This is a genomic window from Acinetobacter junii (assembly GCF_018336855.1).
In the GTDB taxonomy this organism is placed as follows: Bacteria; Pseudomonadota; Gammaproteobacteria; order Pseudomonadales; family Moraxellaceae; genus Acinetobacter; species Acinetobacter junii.
The window spans coordinates 61,546-81,409 of sequence record NZ_CP059558.1 but is presented as its reverse complement, the minus strand read 5'-3'; the positions used below and the strand labels follow the sequence as shown (position 1 = coordinate 81,409).

Sequence of the window (19,864 nt, the reverse complement as noted above, 5' to 3'; positions counted from 1 at the left end):
AACTATTGTAAGAATCATAACATAACCCATGAATCTATTTGCCTTGGAAGTTTAACTTGAATGCGCCTCGCCAAGGGCTATTTGCTAGCCTACTGATCGTTAGTTTTGCCTTGCATACCTTTTTATTGGTGATTGCAACGACTCATCAACTCAATGAAAACCGCGCCAGCCAAGGACAACTGATGACCAGTCAGTTAGTGGCAGATACTCTTTCTGAAATGGAACCCGCCAATACTGTTTCTTTAGCATTGGTTGCTAATCGCTATGCGACCAATCCAAGTGTTGCTTCAATCCGCATTTTGGATGCTAACAAACAAGTGTTAGCAACTAGCGGTATGGCTAAAACTCGTCAAGGCGAAGTATTTGTCCGTGATGCCTTACAGAATGAGAAGAAGGTGGGAACAGTCGAAATAACGCTGATACAACCAAGTATTGGTGAAATTTTGCGCACACAGTGGTTGGCGATTCTATTGTCTCTCTTGATTCATGGATTAATTTGGTTAGGCTACCGTGCTATTGCACGCCCAACGCGAACCGAATATCTTGCTCGTATCAATCAAGAAAATCATCTCAAGCATGAAATTCAACGTTTAACTCAAGCTTTGGCATTAGAAAAACAAAATACCGTTACTTTGGTCGCTCAAGCACAACAACAAGCAAAAGTACAACCCAAAACGCGAGTTGAGAAGGTCAGCACTGAAACACCTCAAGTTGATCAGCATACATTGGCGCTTAACATCCAGTTTTATGATCCAAAACAACTTTTAAATAGTGTTAACCAATCCGTTTCATTGCCTTACTTTAAGCTATGTCAGTTATTTTTGGATAAAAGTATTGATCTATGTGCTAAACATTATCAAATTGATCCATTTAAAATTTGTGTTGAACAAGAGTTTAATGCTGAAGGGGCAACCTTAAGTACTCAGTCAGATCAAACACATGCTTTAGAATGTCTTATGATGATTGGTGCTGTTTTCCAACTGCTCGCAGAAGTACTGTATAAACGTTATCGCGAAGACAAACGCTTTGCCTTGCAAACGCGTGGTTCTGTTGCTAGCCCTGTAGATGCCATGCAGCTCGACGCAATTGAAGCTTCAAAACGCCTAACTCAACATTTACATGCAAAAGAAGCTGCCTTGCATTTGAATCACGAGCAATTGAAAATGATTCAACATAGCTATGAATTAGTTGCAATGCCAAACCCAAGTAACATCATGACACGTCATGCATTTATGATTAATGGTATGAATGAGGAGTGTGCAACTTTAGCTCAAAATCTGCGCACTGAAATTTTAATGGGTAAAAAAGCAAAAGTCTCATCTGAATCATCCAGCCTTTCGTAATACACCTCATAAAATAGCCCCATTTTTTAAGTATAAAATGGGGCTATTATTTGAATAACGATAAAGTTCATTCCATCAAAAAGTGCTTGATTTGCATAAAACATCAACACACTCAAACTATATTCTTAAATCGATTCAACGCAGCTTGAGTTAAAAATTATTGCAAAACAATGAAATTTTTAGAAAAAACAAAATATTATATTCTGAATCAAAACCAAATATTTAGATGAACAAAAGCATTTACTCAGCATGATGTATAAATTCGTCACGTGCGATAAGAAGCACAGGCGAAAAGTTTTAAAATGCGGTAAACTATGCCAAATTTATCGAATACTAATGCCTTAAAAGGCTGCTTAAAAGGTGAAAGCGAATGCCGCTGAGTCGTGTTGAAGAACTTGTCGCAGATATTCGTGCAGGCAAAATGGTTATCCTTATGGATGACGAAGATCGAGAAAATGAAGGTGACTTAGTCATCGCCGCTACCCATGTTCGTCCTGAAGACATTAACTTCATGATTACACATGCACGTGGTTTGGTCTGTCTGACATTAAGCCGCGAACGTTGTAAGCAACTCAACCTTCCGCTTATGGTTGATCAAAACGGCGCTCAACATGCCACGAACTTCACCCTTTCAATCGAAGCAGCCGAAGGCATCAGCACAGGCATCTCAGCAGCAGAACGTGCTCATACCATTCGCACAGCTGTAGCTGCCCACGCTAAACCAAGCGATATTGTTCAACCTGGTCATATTTTTCCATTAATGGCTCAACCAGGTGGTGTCTTACACCGCGCAGGTCATACCGAAGCTGGATGTGACTTAACACGCTTAGCAGGTTTAGAGCCTGCTTCAGTCATCTGTGAAATTATCAATGAAGATGGCACTATGGCGCGCCGTCCTGATTTAGAAGTATTTGCAGAAAAGCATGGTCTCAAGATCGGTACGATTGCGGATTTAATTCACTACCGCATGACCAACGAGCAAACTGTTGAACGCTTATCTCAAGAAACCATTCAAACTGAATACGGGACTTTTGATCTTTATAAATACCGTGAAATCGGTAACCCAGATATTCATTTAGCTTTGGTAAAAGGTGAGCCGAAAGAAGGCGTAACCACTGTTCGTGTTCATGGATTCAATCCTGTTCGTGATCTTTTAAAGCTCAATAAAGCTGATGGTTCTCCAGCATGGAATCTTGATCTTGCAATGAAAACGATTGCTGCAAGTGACCGTGGTGTATTGGTTTGGATTGGACAAGATCACTTGGAAGATTTAGGTCATGCCATTCATCATTTGAACCAACCAAAACCACTGAAATCAAATGCAGCACTATCGCAGCAATATCAAACAATTGGTGTCGGTGCACAAATTTTACGTGATCTTGGTGTTGAGAAAATGAAGTTGTTGAGTTCTCCGCTTCGTTTCAATGCTTTATCAGGATTTCATTTAGAGGTGGTGGAATACATCACTGCCGATCAAATCACAGCAAAATAATCGAGGTTGCTATGGCAATTCGCCGAATTGAAGGTTTATTACATCTCGCAAGCGAAGGTCGTTATGCGATCTTAGTTGGTCGTTTCAATAGCTTCGTTGTAGAACATTTACTTGAAGGTGCGATCGACACATTAAAACGTCACGGCGTTGCAGAAGATGCGATCACCGTGATTCATGCACCAGGTGCATGGGAACTGCCGATCGTTGCGAAGAAATTAGCGGCTTCAAACAAATTTGATGCCATCATCGCTTTAGGTGCAGTAATTCGTGGTAGCACACCTCACTTTGACTTCGTTGCTGGTGAATGTGCTAAAGGTCTAGGTGTTGTAGCACTTGAAAGCACAATGCCTGTGATCAACGGTGTTTTAACTACCGATAGCATCGAACAAGCGATTGAACGTTCAGGTACGAAAGCAGGTAATAAAGGTAGCGAAGCTGCACTTACTGCTATCGAAATGGTTAACTTATTAAAGGCAATTTAAAGCATGTCGCAAACACTTCAGGCCGCTTATGCAGCGAAACGCAAAGCACGTCGTTTTGCTGTACAAGGGATTTATGAATGGCAAATGAGTCAAAATCCTGTTCATGAAATTGAAGCACGTACACGTGTTGAAAATGCCATGCACAAGGTTGACCTCAACTACTACCATGAATTACTCACTCAAGTGGTTGCTCAACATGAAGCTTTAGATGAGTTACTCATTCCTGTACTTGACCGTGAGCTATCTGCACTTGATGGTGTAGAACTTGCAACCTTACGATTGGGCGCTTATGAATTACGAGATCATCTCGAAGTTCCTTATCGCGTTGTACTTGATGAAGCAATTGAGCTAGCAAAACACTTTGGTGGTGCAGACAGTCATAAATACATCAATGGTGTATTAGATCGTCTTTCTTCAAAGCTTCGTGAAGCTGAAAAACAACAAGCGAAATAATAGGCTTGATGTTTCATGGCTGAGTTTTCAATTATTGACCGTTACTTTAAACGAGCATCTCATCAGGATGTCAGTTTAGGTATTGGTGATGACTCAGCCATCCTCACCCCTCCTTCCTCGCAACAACTCGTTATTTGCACAGACACTCTAGTCGCTGGTCGCCATTTCCCTTTAGACACCTCAGCACATGCTGTGGGTTGGAAAAGTGTAGCCGTGAATTTATCAGATATCGCGGCAATGGGAGCTCAACCACACAGTATCTTGCTTGCACTCAGTTTACCAAGTGTAGATGAGGCATGGTTGGCTGAATTCAGTCGAGGACTCTTTGAATGTTGTGACCAATTCAATGTTGCATTAATCGGTGGAGATACAACGCAAAGCTCCCAATTAACGATTACAGTGACAGCGCTAGGTTGGATCGAACAAGGGCAAGCAATTACGCGAGCTGGTGCGCAAGTCGGTGACTATATATGCGTGAGTGGGCAAGTTGGTGATGCTGCGTATGGACTGCACCATTTAGGTCATACACTACAACAACGTTTAGATTATCCAACACCGCGTTGTCAGTTAGGTCAGCGACTGAAAGGTCGAGCGACCAGTATGATAGATGTCTCGGATGGTTTAGCACAAGACTTAGGACATATTCTCAAAGCCTCTGGCGTGGGTGCTACTTTATTTTTAGATCGTTTGCCAATAGATTCAGCACTAAAAGCATTAGACCAACAACAAGCTTGGCAATATGCGCTCGCTGGTGGGGATGACTACGAATTATGCTTTACAATATCACCGCAAAAATTCGAAGAACTATCGCGACATCAATCTGATGTACCGTTTACAATAATCGGCGAAATTACCCAACAAACTGGATTGTTATTTAAGTATATGGGCGAAGTTTACCCATTACATGTTCATGGATATCAACACTTTGCATAAACCCCCTATTCACTTTAGCCAAATGACTTGGTTTGACCGCTTTATTGTGTTCTGCGGTGTAGGATTTGGCTCTGGTCTCAGTCCCAAAGCCCCTGGTACTTTTGGGTCAGCGTTTGCTCTTCTTTTCGTCCCCCTGTGGCTAATACTTGGCTTCAATGCCAGTGTTTTTGCAATCCTACTCATGTCGATTGCAGGCATTTATATTTGTGGTCACACTGCCAAAGTGATTAATGTTCATGATGATGGTCGTATCGTTTGGGATGAATTTGCTGGACAATCAATTACCTTTTTACCTCTGCTTTACTTACAGCAAATGAATTGGTTATGGGTCATTGCAGGTTTTGTCTTATTCCGTATATTCGACATCTGGAAACCATTTCCAATTAATTGGGCTGACCAAAAAGTTTCTGGCGGCTTTGGTATTATGCTTGATGACCTGATTGCAGGACTTTGGGCTGCATTATGTATTTTTCTTATTCAATTTTATTTTTTGACCTAACACATTAATATTAGGGTTAATTATGTCAACAACCGTCATTATTCTGGCTGCAGGGAAAGGAACGCGAATGCGTTCAAAGCTTCCTAAAGTATTACAACCACTTGCAGGTCGTCCACTTTTGGGACACGTCATTGAAACCGCAAAAAAACTCAACGCCCAAAATATTATTACCATTTATGGGCATGGCGGTGAACTTGTTAAACAAAGGTTTGCACAAGAACAGATTGAATGGGTTGAACAAGCTGAGCAATTAGGTACTGGTCATGCTGTACAGATGACATTACCAGTTTTACCGCAAGATGGTATCTCACTCATTTTATATGGTGATGTGCCTTTAGTTCGACTCAGTACTCTTGAACAATTACTAGAAGCATCTAGCCAGTCTGGTATTGGGATGATCACACTCGATGTCGAAAATCCAACGGGCTATGGTCGTATCGTTCGTCAGGCAGGAAAAGTTCAAGCCATTGTTGAGCATAAAGATGCCAATGAAGAACAACGTCAGATCCAAGAGATCAATACGGGTATCTACTGCGTTAGCAATGCAAAATTACACCAATGGCTACCAAAGCTGTCGAATAACAACGCACAAGGTGAATATTATCTTACCGATATCGTAGCGATGGCGGTTGCAGATGGTCTAGAAATCGCTTCCATTCAACCTGAACTGGCATTTGAAGTTGAAGGCGTAAATGATCGTCTACAACTCGCTACGTTGGAACGTCAATTTCAACAGCAACAAGCCAAAGAATTAATGCAACAAGGCGTTCACTTAATTGATCCAAATCGTTTTGATCTACGTGGCACATTAAAATATGGACAAGATGTTCAAATCGATGTGAATGTTATTATTGAAGGTCACTGTGAGCTCGGTGATAACGTACAACTTGGTGCAGGCTGTATCTTAAAGAACACGCGTATCGCAGCAGGCACTAAAGTTCAGGCTTATAGTATTTTTGAAAATGCCGTAGTAGGCGAAAATACTCAAATTGGTCCTTTTGCTCGTTTACGTCCAGGCGCAAATCTTGCAAATGATGTGCATATCGGTAACTTCGTAGAAGTTAAAAATTCTAATATTGGTGTAGGTTCTAAAGCCAATCATTTTACTTATCTTGGTGATGCTGATATTGGTGCGGATTGTAATATCGGTGCAGGTACGATTACTTGTAACTATGATGGCGCAAATAAGCATAGAACTATTATTGAAGATCATGTATTTATTGGCACCAATAATTCACTGGTTGCTCCGATCAAAATCGGTACTGGTGCTACAACTGGCGCTGGTTCAACCTTAACACGAGATGTGGCTGACTATAGTTTGGCTGTCGAACGATCTAAACAGTTTGAAAAAGCAAATTATCAACGTCCCCAAAAGCTGAAAAAATAAGAGGATAAAATTATGTGTGGTATTGTTGGAGGCGTTGCTGAACGTTGCGTAACTGATATTTTGATCGAAGGACTTAAGCGTCTTGAGTATCGTGGTTACGACTCTGCTGGTTTAGCATTACTCAATAATCAAAAAATTCTACGTGAGCGTCGCGTAGGGAAAGTTGCCAATCTTGCCGAAGCTGTTTCAGAACAACATTTAACGGGTCATATCGGAATTGCACACACACGTTGGGCAACTCATGGTAAACCAACTGAAAATAATGCACATCCACACGTTTCTGGAAATGTCGCTGTCGTACATAACGGTATTATTGAAAATTACCAAGAATTAAAAGACGATCTACAAGCCTTAGGTTATGTATTTACCTCTCAAACAGATACCGAGGTTGTTGCTCATCTCGTACATGATGCATTAAAACATACTGATAGCTTACTTGAAGCCGTACAAAAAGTTATTCCTCAACTGAAAGGTGCTTACGCGCTTGGGATTATTCATACTGAACATCCAGATGAATTAATCACTGTCCGTGAAGGTTCTCCTCTCGTGATTGGTGTGGGTATCGGTGAAAACTTTATCAGTTCAGATCAATTGGCTCTACTTCCAGTCACGAATCGCTTTGTTTATCTAGAAGAAGGCGATATTGCTCGCTTAACTCGTACGAGCATTGAAGTTTTTGCGCAAGGTGAAGTTGTTCAACGCCCAGTGAAAGAACTGGATGCTACGGTTAGCAACGCATCTAAAGGTGAATATAAGCACTTCATGCTCAAAGAAATTTATGAGCAACCAGAAGCGATCCAGCAAACCATTTCTCAAGCTCTAAATGGCAATTATTTGCGTGAAGATTTTCTTCAATATGCTAATGCTGATTTTGCTAAAATCCAACAGGTACAAATTATTGCCTGTGGAACCAGTTATCATGCAGGCATGATTGCAAAATATTGGTTTGAACAATTAATCGGCGTACCTTGCCAAGTCGAAATTGCCAGCGAATTCCGCTATCGTACGCCTGTGATTGTGGCAAATACGCTGTACATCTGTATTTCTCAATCTGGTGAAACGGCAGATACCCTAGCAGCCTTACGTGAAACCCAAAAACGCGCTAAAGCCAACACGATTGACATTAGCACGATGACGATTTGTAACGTTGCGACATCATCGATGGTTCGCGAAACAGATCATCATTTACTCACTCTTGCTGGCCCTGAAATTGGTGTTGCTTCAACTAAAGCATTTACCACGCAACTTGCTGCATTAATGTTACTGATTCTAAAAATCGGTCAAGTGAAGCAACGTCTCTCTGATGCCCAGTTAACAGAAATTACTGAAGCTTTATGGCATTGCCCGAAAGTAATTCTAGATACTTTACAGCACAATACTTCGATTCTTCGTTTGTCTGCGTTATTTGTAGAAAAGAACCACTGTTTATTCCTTGGTCGTGGAACACACTTCCCAATCGCACTAGAAGGTGCTTTGAAGCTCAAAGAAATTTCATATATTCATGCTGAAGGTTATGCGGCAGGTGAACTCAAACATGGTCCATTGGCATTAGTTGACAATGAAATGCCTGTGGTGATTTTGGCACCAAATGATGACATGCTCGATAAATTAAAATCGAATATGGAAGAAGTACAAGCGCGTGGCGGCGAGCTTTTTGTTTTTGCTGATGAAAATAGCGGAATCCAAGAAAAAGATCGCCAACACGTGGTTCATATCCCAGCAGTCAATCAATGGTTAGCACCTATTGTTTACAGTATCCCTGTACAGCTTCTGTCATATCATGTCGCTGTATTGCGTGGTACTGATGTGGATCAGCCACGTAACCTTGCAAAAAGCGTAACGGTCGAATAATAAAAAATGGAAGAAAGGTTCGCCTTTCTTCCATTTCCTTTTTAGAAACTTTTAATCGTATTAAGCAATATAACGACTGGTTTTATGATTCAATAAAATAATTAAATTTAAAATTACCGCACCCAAAATTGAAAATAGAATTAACTTCCAATCCACATAAAATAACGATGCAAGTAAAATTGCAACATCGATGCCCATCTGTACTTTTCCAGCAGGAATTTTAAATCGCTCTTGCAGATATAAAACCAACAAGTTAATTCCACCTAAACTCGAACGATGTCGAAATAAGATCAAAAAACTGACTCCCATCAACACATTTGCAAAGATAGTTGCATAAATCGGATTGACATCAGACAACTGAAAAAAATGTGGAATGGTCTCTGTAAAGCTAGCCAGCAAAGCAACAGCAATGAAGGTTTTGACCACCAATCCCATACCCATCTTTTTATAAGCAAAATAATAAAATGGAATATTAATCAGGAAAAAGAGTACCCCGAATTTAATATCGGTCACATAGTGGATGAGTAACGATAGACCTGCTGTACCACCTGTCATAATGCCCGCTTGCTGCAATAGCGTCATCGCAAAAGATAAAATGAAGGTACCGATTAACATGGCCAAGGCATCCTCAATCTTAGAATGCTGATCTATTGCAGACATGACTGGACTTACCAAAGATACATTTTGATCGGTATTCATAATGGTATAACTCAATAGGAGAACAACAGAAGGGAGAGATCTTTAAAAAAAGATATGACATATTTGATCATTTTTATTTAATTTTCGCAATTTTTTCTTATATTTTTATCATAAATGCAATTTATATTCACAATAACGGATTTCGAATAATCAATCAGATATGAATATCCAGCAATTTGACTAATCAGCTTTTAGCGTCATAGATCAAATGTTTTATTTCATCGCGATGCCATTTTCTTTTAATTTTTCTAAAACAATTGAGGTATTTAAGTTACTTACACCAAAATCACTTGAGGACAAGATCCCAATCAGTTTTACCATTTCATCTAAGCTTTTAACAGCGACTTTAAGTGCAAAGTCATAACTGCCTGTAAGTTTATGAATATCTTTAACCGCAGGTTCTCTTAAGAGAAAGTCGACAAAGCGATCATGCGTCGCATCATTATAATTCTGCAATTTAACTTCAATAATTCCCATAATTGGTGTGGGATCTGCGCTCAGAGCCACCTGAGCATAATATCCTGTAATCACTTTGGTCTGTTCTAAATAGATTCGTCGACGAGAACATTGCGAGGTTGAAAGCCCCACCAGCTCAGCCAATTCTTGATTAGCTAAACGACCATTGAGTTGTAAATGATGAATAATTTTTTTATCAAAATCATCTAATTCGTCAATCATACAACTCTCAAATAAATCTGGGTAATTACAAAGCATCACTCGATAAAGTGTAGCTTTTTTGGGATATAAACCACAAGTTTAAAGCAAAATACTGGAGGCTTCGATGCGATGCACGCCCTTTTGTGACATATCTTGCCATGCTTGTTGCAAAGAGCCGTTTAAATCAATTGCCTTGCAGGCATCTTCTATCACATAAGTATCAAAACCCAGTTCAGCAGCATCAATCGCAGTCCAAGCGACACAAAAATCTGTAGCAATCCCAACGATATACACAGTATTTACCTGATGTTCTCTCAAATATCCATTCAATCCAGTTGGTGTCTTACGATCTGCTTCCATAAAAGCTGAATAACTATCAATATTTTGATGGCAACCTTTTCGAATAATCAGTTGGGCTGTCGGGATATTTAAATGGGGATGAAATTCAGCATCATGCGTCCCTTGAACACAATGTTTAGGCCATAATACTTGGCGACCATAATCCAATTCGATGGTCTCAAAGGGATTTTTATTGGGATGATTATCTGCAAAAGAAATATGTTGGTCAGGGTGCCAGTCCTGCGTTAGCACAATATGCTCAAACTTTTGTGCAAGTTGATTAATCTTCGGAATAATTTCATCGGCGTTTGCCACCGCTAAATTTCCTCCTGGCGTGAAACCATTTTGCACATCCACTACAATTAAAACGCTTTGTTTTACTTGCTTAAGCATTTGATCACCCTATTTAAATTCCATCATTTTAAAATACGCTGCTGCTTGTTCTATGACTAGTCATGTTTAACTTTTTCAGCAAATGAAAAGAATTCAATACAAAGATCAATTAAAGTTTTCCACAGTTTAACTAAAGCATATTGTTCTTATGTCGCTGATCAGTCATAATTTGCATAATTGTCATTCAACTCACCATATTGATTGAGTGACGAATCAAAATACTGCAACCATCCAATATTTCGTTTCAAATACTTCAATCTCGGATGGGAAAATAGGATATTTTTTCAAAATGACTCAGCTAGCACAGAATATTCAAGGCTCAATTGTCGCAATCGTCACCCCTATGTATGAAGATGGCAGCGTAGATTGGAAGAGTCTTGAGAAGCTTGTTGAGTGGCACATCCAACAAGGTACTCACAGTATCGTTGCGGTCGGCACAACAGGCGAAGCATCGACCCTTAGTATGGAAGAACATACTCAGGTCATTAAAGAGGTGATTCGTGTTGCAAACAAACGCATTCCGATTATTGCGGGTACAGGTGCAAACTCAACACGCGAAGCGATTGAGCTGACCAAAGCTGCGAAAGAATTAGGCGCAGATGCAGCATTACTTGTAACGCCATATTATAATAAACCAACTCAGGAAGGCTTATACCAACACTACAAAGCTATCGCTGAGGCCGTTGATATTCCACAAATTCTTTATAATGTTCCAGGTCGTACAGGCGTGGATATGCAAAATGAAACTGTTATTCGTCTTGCAGATGTGAAAAACATTATTGGTATCAAAGATGCAACAGGCGATGTTCCACGCGGACAAGCTCTCATCGAAGGTTTAGCTGGTAAAATGGCTGTTTACTCAGGCGATGATGAAACTGCTTGGGAACTGATGCTACTAGGTGCTAAAGGCAACATCTCTGTAACTGCGAATGTTGCACCAAAGCAAATGAGTGACGTCTGTGAAGCTGCTTTAGCTGGCGACAAAGAAAAAGCTCAACGTTTAAATCAACAAATTGCAAATCTACACAATATTTTGTTTTGCGAATCAAACCCAATTCCTGTGAAATGGGCTTTGCATGAGATGGGTTATATCAGCACTGGTCTTCGTTTACCGCTAACCCCTCTCGCTGAACAATATCGTGAACCTATCCGTAACAGTCTAAAAGCTGCGGGAATAATTTAATACGAGCAATTTATGATGCAATTACGTCTTGGTGTTGTCCTTGTTATTTCAGCTTTAAGTTTGGCTGGTTGTGGTCGCTTTGCCCTCAATAATCATTCATTAGATTATAAAAATGCGAAAACACTGGAACCTCTCAAATTCCCTGAGAATGCAACGGTAAGACCATTTACACCATTGTATCCAGCTCCAACGGTTGATCCACTTGCGATTCAACATGCACCTACATTCGAAAATAAAAGTGGCAACCGTTACGCTTTACCTCGCCCTGATCCGATGCAGGCAACAGCGAATACCAGTGAAGCGACTACAGCAACTTTAGGTCGCCCTCAACTTGTAATGGATGGCAATAAAAACCCGTTACTTAAAGTTGAAGGTCCAACTGCTGCAGCTTGGCAATACACTTTCGCAACATTGAGTAGTCTCAACTATAAGATCGTCTCTCAAGCAGACAATGGTTATGAGGCGACGATTACTGTAGGCGATCAAAATTACCTACTCAAACTCTCTGCTGTGGGCTCAAGTAATACTGTTGCTCTGTTTAAGCTAGATACAACTTTTGCTGACCCTACTGTCGCAACTGAAGTATTAGCCCAGATTTATCAAAATTGGCCAGCCTAGTCGTTTACTAGGCATATTTTTCAAAAAGGTTCCCCCATGTTAAAACAAACCTTGCTCTATACTGGTAAAGCAAAATCTGTGTATGAAACAGATAATGCTGACCACCTGATTTTAGTCTTTCGTGATGATGCCTCTGCGTTCAATGGCGAAAAAATCGAACAACTAGATCGTAAAGGCAAGGTCAACAACCGTTTTAACGCCTTCATCATGGAGAAGTTGGCTGAAGCAGGTATCGAAACTCATTTTGAAAAGTTACTTTCTCCAACGGAAGTACTTGTTAAAAAGCTTCAAATGATTCCTGTAGAGTGTGTCATCCGCAACTATGCTGCTGGTTCACTTTGCCGTCGTTTGGGTGTTGAAGAAGGCAAAGAGTTAACGCCTCCTACATTTGAATTATTCTTCAAAGATGATGCTCTTGGCGATCCAATGGTAAATGAATCGCAAGCAATCGCTTTAGGTTGGGCAACTGCTGATCAACTTGAAAAAATGAAAGAACTTACTTACCAAGTGAATGATGTACTTAAAGCATTATTCGATGCAGGTAATATGATTCTTGTTGATTTCAAACTTGAGTTTGGTGTGTTCCATGACCGCATCGTATTGGGTGATGAATTCTCTCCAGACGGTTGCCGTTTATGGGATAAAGATACCAAGAAAAAATTAGATAAAGACCGCTTCCGTCAAGGTTTAGGTGGTGTGGTTGAAGCTTATGAAGAAGTTGCTGCACGTTTAGGCATTAACTTAGATGATATCTAATCATTTTAAGCATTCATGATTTATAAAAAACCAGCTCCTTTGAGCTGGTTTTTTTATGTCTTCATTTTGACTACTGCTGATAAATAAGTTTACCTTCTTTATAGGTCGCCAAAACTTTAATTTTTTTGATTTCTCGGCTTGGTACAGTCAGTGGGTTCTTATCTAAAATCACTAAATCAGCGAGCTTTCCTTGCTTTAAGGTACCCTTATATTGATCTTCAAAATATTGATAAGCAGCCCAATCTGTCATGGATTTTAAGGCAAGATAAGGACTTATACGCTCATCGGCACCAAGAACATAATCACTACGCGTCACGCGATTGACTGTAGCATCGAGCATCATCATGCTATGTGGTGGAACAACGGGGGCATCATGGTGTTCGGTAAAAATTAAATTTTTCTTTAGTGCAGTTGCTGTCGGGGAAATATGTGCTGCTCGCATCTCGCCTAGTGTTTGTTGGCGATGCCAATCCCCCCAATAATAGGTGTGTAATGAGAAGAACGAAGGAATAATATCTAAAGCCTTCAATTGGTCTAGTTGATCATCTCGAATCGTTTGCGAGTGAATCAATACACTTCTGCGGTCTGCTTTACCTTGTTTTGCCGTAGCATCTTTGACAGCACCGATAAACTGATCTATTGCCGCATCACCATTGGCATGTGCAAGTACTTGCCAGCCATGTTTGAAGGCTACATTAATATATTGATCGACTTGTTGATCGTCTTTGATCGCTGGATAGCCTTTATAATTTTTATCTTTACCTTCAGGTGGAATCTTATAGGCTTGAGTTAACCATGCCGTCTTACCTTGAGGTGAACCATCTAAACTGATTTTAACGCCACCTATACGGAAGTGATGATCATATTGTCGGCTACTTCCTTGCTTAAGCATATATTCTTGGCTAGTGGTGATATCAGGATAAGACACGACATCTATCGGAAGTTGATTTTGCTTGGCAAGAGCCTGCCACATCTCCGTCGTACCTTGATCTGCTCGTCCCTCTTGTACTGTAGTGAAACCATTTTTGACATAAGCATCAAGACCTTTACGAGCAATTTCAAACATCACTTGCGGTGGCACATCTTTGAATATTGAACCAATCGCAGTAAATAATGCGGACTCTTCCAGCACCCCATTAGGAACATTCGAATTTGCTTCTCGACGAATAATCCCTCCTGCTGGATTTTCAGTATTTTGATTGATATTTAACAAGGTTAGTGCTTTGTGATTCACTGAAGCGAGATGCCCTGATTGATGTAAAATCATCACGGGCTGATCTTTGGAGACTCGATCTAAATCGGTTGCTGTCGGATGACGCTGTTCACTTAATTGCGCATCATCATAGCCATTTCCCAAAATCCATCCCCCCATCGTTTGAATGACTTGAGGATTTTGCTTTTTCCATTGAGATAATACTTGAACCAAAGAATCAATATCAGAAACTTGACCATCTGGCGCAGGATAAAGATTTGCAACCATCTGATGGAATCCAACCATATTTACATGGCTGTGTGCATCAATAAAACTTGGCAAAAGTGTTTTATTTTTTAAATCAATGGATTGAACATTCGAGTTTGCTAAATGCTCTGCCTGTTTTTTTGAACCAACAAAAATGATCTTTCCATCTTTAACCAGCAAGGCTTCTGCATATGTTGGCGTCATACCTTCCATCGTTATGATCGGACCACCAAAAAACAATTGTTCTGACCGATCTTGATCAAGTGGAGTACTTGCACAGCCTGATAAGGTAAAGGCGATGATTGTTGCTGTCGTCAGTTTATTCAAATATTTAAAAGTCATAGATTAAAACCATATTTTTATTATGCCTTTTTAGATTAAAGCGCATTCTTTCTGATATAAAAAGGCATAACTTGTTATTTTTGTAATGCTTGATAAATTTTTGAATCAATAAACAGTTTAAACCATTGATCAATATCTATTTCACCAAGCTGATTTGAATAAAAATCACTGTTTGTTTATGACTTCGCCTTTGTCGCCAACCAACACAGTATAGAACCGACACACACCATCAGCGCACCATACCAAAAAGAAAGACCTAATGGCGTACTCAGTACCAATGCAGCAAAAAAAGCGGAAAGCACAGGAATAAAATAAGATGCTCCTGCCAGTAATGTCACATTACCATGCAAAATTCCAACATTCCAAGCTGCATAGCCGAAGCCCATCGCAGCAGCAGCAAAAACCAAGGAAATAGAGGATGACCAATGAAAAATAAAGCTATTACCCCCCATCACAAGATATTTAATCCAAAGCACGATCGAAACCAAAATAAAGAATAAAGTAATTCCATTTGCTCCCTGAGCGATTCGTGCTGTAAGGGTACAATAAGCCGCCCACAACAATGTCCCTAGAAATGCCAATCCATAACTCAGTGGGTTCTGTTGAATATTGTTAGCCATGCCAATCAAATCAAATCCTTGCTCTCCTCCCAAAACCCAACAAATACCGAGTAGAGAAACAACGAAGCCAGGAATGATCAGAAAATTTGCTTTTTGTTTATTAAATAAAATCGCCGCAACCATCGTGAAAGTTGGCCATAAATAATTGACCATTCCAACTTCAATTGCTTGTCTATTTGTTTGGCTATATCCAATTGAAAGTGAAAGACAAATTTCATAGGCGACAAATAAAAAAGCACCCCAAATCAAATAAGTTTTTGGAAAACTTTTGAGAGGCGTCCAACCAACAGAAAGTAATAAGAATATTGAAGCAAGTGTATAGATTAATGCCGCACCACCAACTGCACCAAACTGAGTACTTACTTCTTTAATGAGCGCAACAATTAAACTCCAAAGCAAAATGGCAAGCAGTCCAATCAGTGTTGCTGTTTTTGAGTTCATATTGATATCAATTGAATCTTGGAACCAAAGCAACATGCCATCAATCGGGACTAAAATGCTGCTTTGGTAAATTTAAAATGAGGCATGCGCCCAGAAAGAATTATTGCTGTTGCTGTTCTTGCTGCCAGCGGCGCTGTTGCAAACGTTCAGCTTCAACTTCACGTTTATTTAAGGCTCGTTCATACAGCTTCGTACCACGCAATTCAGGTGGTAAATAGTCTTGTAATACAAAATGTTCAGGATAATTATGTGGATACAAATAATCCACCCCATATCCTTGTTGCTTCATCAGTTTGGTTGGCGCATTGCGCAAGTGCAATGGTACAGGCAAATTTGCCGTTTTCTCTGCCAACTCTAAGGCACGATTGATCGCTAAATAGGTACTATTACTTTTCGGGCTGGTTGCCAAATAAACTGCGCATTGTCCTAAAATAATACGTGCCTCAGGCATACCCACCGCTTGAACTGAACGGAAGCACTCCCCTGCAAGTAACAAGGCATTTGGATTAGAATTTCCAATATCTTCTGATGCCGCAATCAACATGCGACGAGCAATAAATACTGGGTCTTCTCCACCTTTCAGCATTCTTGCCATCCAATACAAAGTAGCATCTGGATCACTTCCCCGAATCGATTTAATAAATGCTGAAACCAAATCGTAGTGCTGCTCACCTGACTTGTCATAACGCGCGATATTCTGCTGTGCAACTTTGACTACAATCGCGTTGGTCACGACATTTTCAACATCAGCTTCAAAGGTACTGGCGATTAAATCAATCAGATTAAGCGCCTTACGCGCATCACCTGCAGCAAATTGAATCAGTGCATCATATTCTTCAACTTGAATAAAACGCTCTTTGAGAAACTTATCACTTTGAATCGCTTTATTGATGAGTGTTTGAATGGCATCAGCATCCAAACTATTCAGCGTGTAGACCTGACAACGCGATAGTAAAGCGCTATTAACTTCAAAAGATGGGTTCTCTGTGGTTGCGCCGATCAGCGTAATTTTGCCTTTTTCGACTGCATTTAGTAACGCATCTTGCTGCGATTTATTAAAGCGATGGATCTCATCAATAAACACCACTGGAGTCAGCAGATCACCACTTTCCGCAATCACTTCTCGCAGCTCTTTTACACCAGTATTCAGCGCAGATAAGCTAATAAATGGGCGATCAACTGCTTGCGCCAGCAATAATGCGATCGTAGTTTTACCTACCCCTGGCGGTCCCCAAAAGATAATCGAAGGTAAATGCCCTTGATCAATCATTTGGCGCAAAGGTGCATTTTCACCTAACAAATGATCTTGTCCGATAATTTCGGATAAATCACGAGGACGTAAACGTTCAGGTAAAGGAATATGCGTATCTGACATCATCACTGGCTTTATGCTGTTTTATCCTAGTCTATTGTGTCTGAATCAAATCTACAATTTGAATCTACCAACAACTGAATAAGTTAACGGGTCGCTTTCTCTTTAAGAATCTGCTGCATCGCTTGATAGGTCGCTTTGATACGCGCTTCATTTGGGAAATTGGTATTGGCGAGCATTACCATACCGATTTTATGCTGAGGAACAAATGCGGCATAAGCTCCAAAGCCATTGGTAGATCCTGTTTTATTAAAATAAGTGGATTGTGAGGCAATTTTGGGTTGTTTGATCAGCGTTACTGCATGGCTTTCTAAAGCCATTTTACTTGAGTTGCCTTGTAAAAGTGTTTCAAGCTTAACGGGATAAGCATATTGCTCCCATCCCAAACCCTGCGTCATTGCACCGACTTTATAATAACCGATATGGGTATTTTCAACGGCTTGACGAATTGGCTGATTTAATTGAGCTGAATTGATCTGTGCATCTAAAAATTTCAGCATATCCGAACTACTGCTTTTGACACCATAGGCTTCAGCATCAAACATCCCCGCTGATACACGGATTGCTTGATTATTCTTATAGCCCCAAGCATATTGTGACATCTTTTGTTCAGGGACATGAATATAACTCTGCGTCATTCCTAATTGAGGAAGTAAGGTTTTCTCTATCAATTCCGCATATGGCTTTTTCATCGCCAAAGCTGTGACATAACCCATTAAACCAATACTCGGATTTGAGTATTGACGAGCCTCCCCGATTTTGGTTTTTGTTTTCCAGTTTTGAAAATATTGAATCATATCCTGCTGAGTAACAACTTCATCTGGAAATTGCAATGGAAAGCCACCTGCACTATAAGTTCCCAAATTCAGCAATGTAGCCTGATTCACGGATGTATTTTTAAGTTCAGGGAAGTATTTGGCAGGATGATCCGATAATGACAACCACCCTTGTGCTTGCGCATACCCCGCTAAAGTCGCATTGAACGTTTTACTGACTGAACCAAGTTCAAACAAGGTACTATTAGTCATAGCTTGTTTGCTTTGTAGCGAAGCAACACCATAATTTACAAAGTAATGTTGACCATCTAAAGTCACGGCAACGGCTAAACCAGGAATTTTATATTCCTCTAAAAGTGGTTTAAATTGCTGATCGACAATCTTTTTTATTTGTAGCTCAGTTAAAGGCTGTGCCCACAAACTCGAGCTACAGGACAACAGCCCAATCAACATCAATGTTTTATTTGAAAATAAATTTTGGTATTTCGACTGCATCATTAATCTTTTCACTTTGAGTTCATATTTAGTTTGCATTGAGCTTTAGCAATTTTGCTTGTGGACCATCTTCAATCACCCAAATCGAACCGTCTTGTGCTTGTTGTAAACCACGAATTCGTTGCTTCATATCCAAACGTTGCACTTCTTTAACGGGTTGCGACTTTAAATCAACCACAACAATCGACTTGGAAGACAAACCGCCAATCAAAGCTTTCTGCTGCCATAACGGGAATTTATCACCCGTGTAAATAATCATGCTTGAAGGTGAAATCACTGGTGTCCAATCGATTGCAGGCGCTTTAAATTCTGGGCGAGTTTTATGATCTGGAATTGGTAATCCTGAGTAATGATCGCCATTCGATACGATTGGATAACCATAGTTCGTGCCTTTAAGAATCTGATTAAGTTCATCACCTCCTTTCGGCCCCATTTCCACTACCCACAATTGTTTTTGGTCATCAAAAGCCATGCCTAGTGGATTACGATGACCCAATGACCAAATTTCAGCAGTCACGCCACCTTGTTGGCTAAAAGGGTTATCTGATACAGAAGTTCCGTCTTCATTTAAACGTAGAATCTTACCTAGATTGCTTCTCATATCTTGGGCAGGATCGAATTTTTGTCGCTCACCTGAACTTACCCAAAGTTTTCCATCAGCACCAAATAACATACGATGAGCATAATGTCCTTGCCCTGACACTTTAGGTACTTGCTGCCAAATTCGTGTTAAATCCGTTAATTTCGGTTGCTCAGGATTAGATAAATCAAGTTTGGCACGAGAAATTTCAGCACCATAACCACCACTGCCTTGCACAGCATAGCTGAGATAAATCCAATGATTATTTTTAAAATCAGGATGCAAGACTACATCACCTAAGCCACCTTGCCCCCCATAACTTACAGTTGGGATGCCCTGAACATTAAGATTCTTCTTAGTTTTAGGATCAAATAATTTTAACTGTCCTTTACGCTCAGTGATCAGTAAACGCTGATCAGGTAATACAACAACAGCCCAAGGTTCATCAAACTGGGCAAAAGTATCAATTTGAAAAGTTTGGTTGAGCGTATTTTGAGTATGTTGAACAGAGTTTTCTGGTGCCTTAGAGTTAGTGTTATTGGGACCACAAGCGAGTAGCAAAAGTGCACTGCTACAAATTAAAGGTGCTACAAATAATTTTGACATGACTGATCTCCCTTCGCATTTATTCATATTACGGAGATCAGCACATAGAAATACTGTAAAATTGTTGTTTTTGATCAAGATCCATTTA

At 40.1% G+C, this 19,864-nt stretch carries 19 protein-coding genes; 11 read left to right on the top strand and 8 right to left on the bottom strand.

Annotated elements, in window-relative coordinates; translation table 11 throughout:
* Positions 1 to 38: 38 nt before the first annotated feature.
* The 8 genes from H2677_RS00375 to glmS all read left to right on the top strand — a co-directional run bounded on the left by H2677_RS00375 (position 39) and on the right by glmS (position 8,440).
* Positions 39 to 1,343: a hypothetical protein gene (locus H2677_RS00375; protein ID WP_212638923.1), complete on the top strand. Its 1,305-nt coding sequence runs from the start codon at positions 39 to 41 to the stop codon at positions 1,341 to 1,343.
* A 370-nt stretch (positions 1,344 to 1,713) separates the two neighbouring features.
* The gene (ribBA, locus tag H2677_RS00370; protein ID WP_004951142.1) at positions 1,714 to 2,835 is read left to right on the top strand and encodes a bifunctional 3,4-dihydroxy-2-butanone-4-phosphate synthase/GTP cyclohydrolase II; all 1,122 of its coding nucleotides are present in this window, start codon (positions 1,714 to 1,716) and stop codon (positions 2,833 to 2,835) included.
* Positions 2,836 to 2,846: 11 nt separating this feature from the next.
* Entirely contained in the window at positions 2,847 to 3,317 is a 471-nt protein-coding gene (gene ribH, locus H2677_RS00365) for a 6,7-dimethyl-8-ribityllumazine synthase (protein WP_004637206.1), read from the top strand.
* 3 nt (positions 3,318 to 3,320) lie between these two features.
* Positions 3,321 to 3,770, top strand: a complete 450-nt coding sequence (gene nusB, locus H2677_RS00360; protein ID WP_004679125.1) for a transcription antitermination factor NusB — start codon at positions 3,321 to 3,323, stop codon at positions 3,768 to 3,770.
* Positions 3,771 to 3,785: 15 nt separating this feature from the next.
* Positions 3,786 to 4,703 carry a thiamine-phosphate kinase gene (gene thiL, locus H2677_RS00355; protein ID WP_212638922.1) on the top strand — a complete coding sequence of 306 codons (918 nt, stop codon included), beginning with the start codon at positions 3,786 to 3,788 and terminating at the stop codon, positions 4,701 to 4,703.
* Positions 4,681 to 5,202, top strand: coding sequence for a phosphatidylglycerophosphatase A family protein (locus H2677_RS00350; RefSeq protein ID WP_004910111.1), 522 nt, complete (start codon positions 4,681 to 4,683; stop codon positions 5,200 to 5,202). The genes thiL and H2677_RS00350 overlap by 23 nt, the downstream gene beginning before the upstream one ends.
* A gap of 22 nt (positions 5,203 to 5,224) precedes the next feature.
* Positions 5,225 to 6,589, top strand: a complete 1,365-nt coding sequence (glmU, locus tag H2677_RS00345; RefSeq protein WP_212638921.1) for a bifunctional UDP-N-acetylglucosamine diphosphorylase/glucosamine-1-phosphate N-acetyltransferase GlmU — start codon at positions 5,225 to 5,227, stop codon at positions 6,587 to 6,589.
* Positions 6,590 to 6,601: 12 nt separating this feature from the next.
* Positions 6,602 to 8,440 (top strand): glutamine--fructose-6-phosphate transaminase (isomerizing), encoded by a 1,839-nt coding sequence (glmS, locus tag H2677_RS00340; RefSeq protein WP_212638920.1) that lies wholly within the window; start codon positions 6,602 to 6,604, stop codon positions 8,438 to 8,440.
* Between the two features lie 60 nt (positions 8,441 to 8,500).
* On the opposite strand, the gene H2677_RS00335 is transcribed toward glmS, so the two are convergent.
* The 3 genes from H2677_RS00335 to pncA all read right to left on the bottom strand — a co-directional run bounded on the left by H2677_RS00335 (position 8,501) and on the right by pncA (position 10,528).
* The gene (locus H2677_RS00335) at positions 8,501 to 9,139 is read right to left on the bottom strand and encodes a YitT family protein (protein WP_004910249.1); all 639 of its coding nucleotides are present in this window, start codon (positions 9,137 to 9,139) and stop codon (positions 8,501 to 8,503) included.
* Positions 9,140 to 9,352: 213 nt separating this feature from the next.
* Positions 9,353 to 9,817 (bottom strand): Lrp/AsnC family transcriptional regulator, encoded by a 465-nt coding sequence (locus tag H2677_RS00330; protein WP_042892121.1) that lies wholly within the window; start codon positions 9,815 to 9,817, stop codon positions 9,353 to 9,355.
* Positions 9,818 to 9,895: 78 nt separating this feature from the next.
* Positions 9,896 to 10,528, bottom strand: coding sequence for a bifunctional nicotinamidase/pyrazinamidase (pncA, locus tag H2677_RS00325; protein WP_212638919.1), 633 nt, complete (start codon positions 10,526 to 10,528; stop codon positions 9,896 to 9,898).
* A gap of 289 nt (positions 10,529 to 10,817) precedes the next feature.
* Here pncA and dapA point away from each other — a divergent pair, with 289 nt between their 5' ends.
* The 3 genes from dapA to purC are packed head-to-tail and all read left to right on the top strand — an operon-like array spanning position 10,818 to position 13,085.
* Entirely contained in the window at positions 10,818 to 11,711 is an 894-nt protein-coding gene (gene dapA, locus H2677_RS00320) for a 4-hydroxy-tetrahydrodipicolinate synthase (RefSeq protein ID WP_004951127.1), read from the top strand.
* Positions 11,712 to 11,726: 15 nt separating this feature from the next.
* Positions 11,727 to 12,329, top strand: a complete 603-nt coding sequence (locus H2677_RS00315) for a lipoprotein-34 precursor (NlpB) (RefSeq protein ID WP_130576323.1) — start codon at positions 11,727 to 11,729, stop codon at positions 12,327 to 12,329.
* Between the two features lie 36 nt (positions 12,330 to 12,365).
* Positions 12,366 to 13,085, top strand: coding sequence for a phosphoribosylaminoimidazolesuccinocarboxamide synthase (gene purC / locus H2677_RS00310; protein ID WP_005403468.1), 720 nt, complete (start codon positions 12,366 to 12,368; stop codon positions 13,083 to 13,085).
* A gap of 70 nt (positions 13,086 to 13,155) precedes the next feature.
* Here purC and H2677_RS00305 read toward each other — a convergent pair whose 3' ends face one another.
* From H2677_RS00305 to H2677_RS00285, 5 genes are all read right to left on the bottom strand, one after another.
* The gene (locus H2677_RS00305; RefSeq protein WP_212638918.1) at positions 13,156 to 14,886 is read right to left on the bottom strand and encodes an amidohydrolase; all 1,731 of its coding nucleotides are present in this window, start codon (positions 14,884 to 14,886) and stop codon (positions 13,156 to 13,158) included.
* Between the two features lie 176 nt (positions 14,887 to 15,062).
* A complete protein-coding gene (gene yddG / locus H2677_RS00300; RefSeq protein ID WP_212638917.1) occupies positions 15,063 to 15,947 on the bottom strand; it encodes an aromatic amino acid DMT transporter YddG in 885 nt (294 codons plus the stop codon).
* Positions 15,948 to 16,047: 100 nt separating this feature from the next.
* Complete coding sequence (locus tag H2677_RS00295; protein WP_017397391.1) at positions 16,048 to 17,322, bottom strand: replication-associated recombination protein A; 1,275 nt, start codon at positions 17,320 to 17,322, stop codon at positions 16,048 to 16,050.
* Between the two features lie 83 nt (positions 17,323 to 17,405).
* Positions 17,406 to 18,593, bottom strand: a complete 1,188-nt coding sequence (gene ampC / locus H2677_RS00290; protein ID WP_212639559.1) for a class C beta-lactamase — start codon at positions 18,591 to 18,593, stop codon at positions 17,406 to 17,408.
* A gap of 25 nt (positions 18,594 to 18,618) precedes the next feature.
* Positions 18,619 to 19,776, bottom strand: coding sequence for a PQQ-dependent sugar dehydrogenase (locus H2677_RS00285; RefSeq protein ID WP_212638916.1), 1,158 nt, complete (start codon positions 19,774 to 19,776; stop codon positions 18,619 to 18,621).
* Positions 19,777 to 19,864 lie beyond the last annotated feature (88 nt).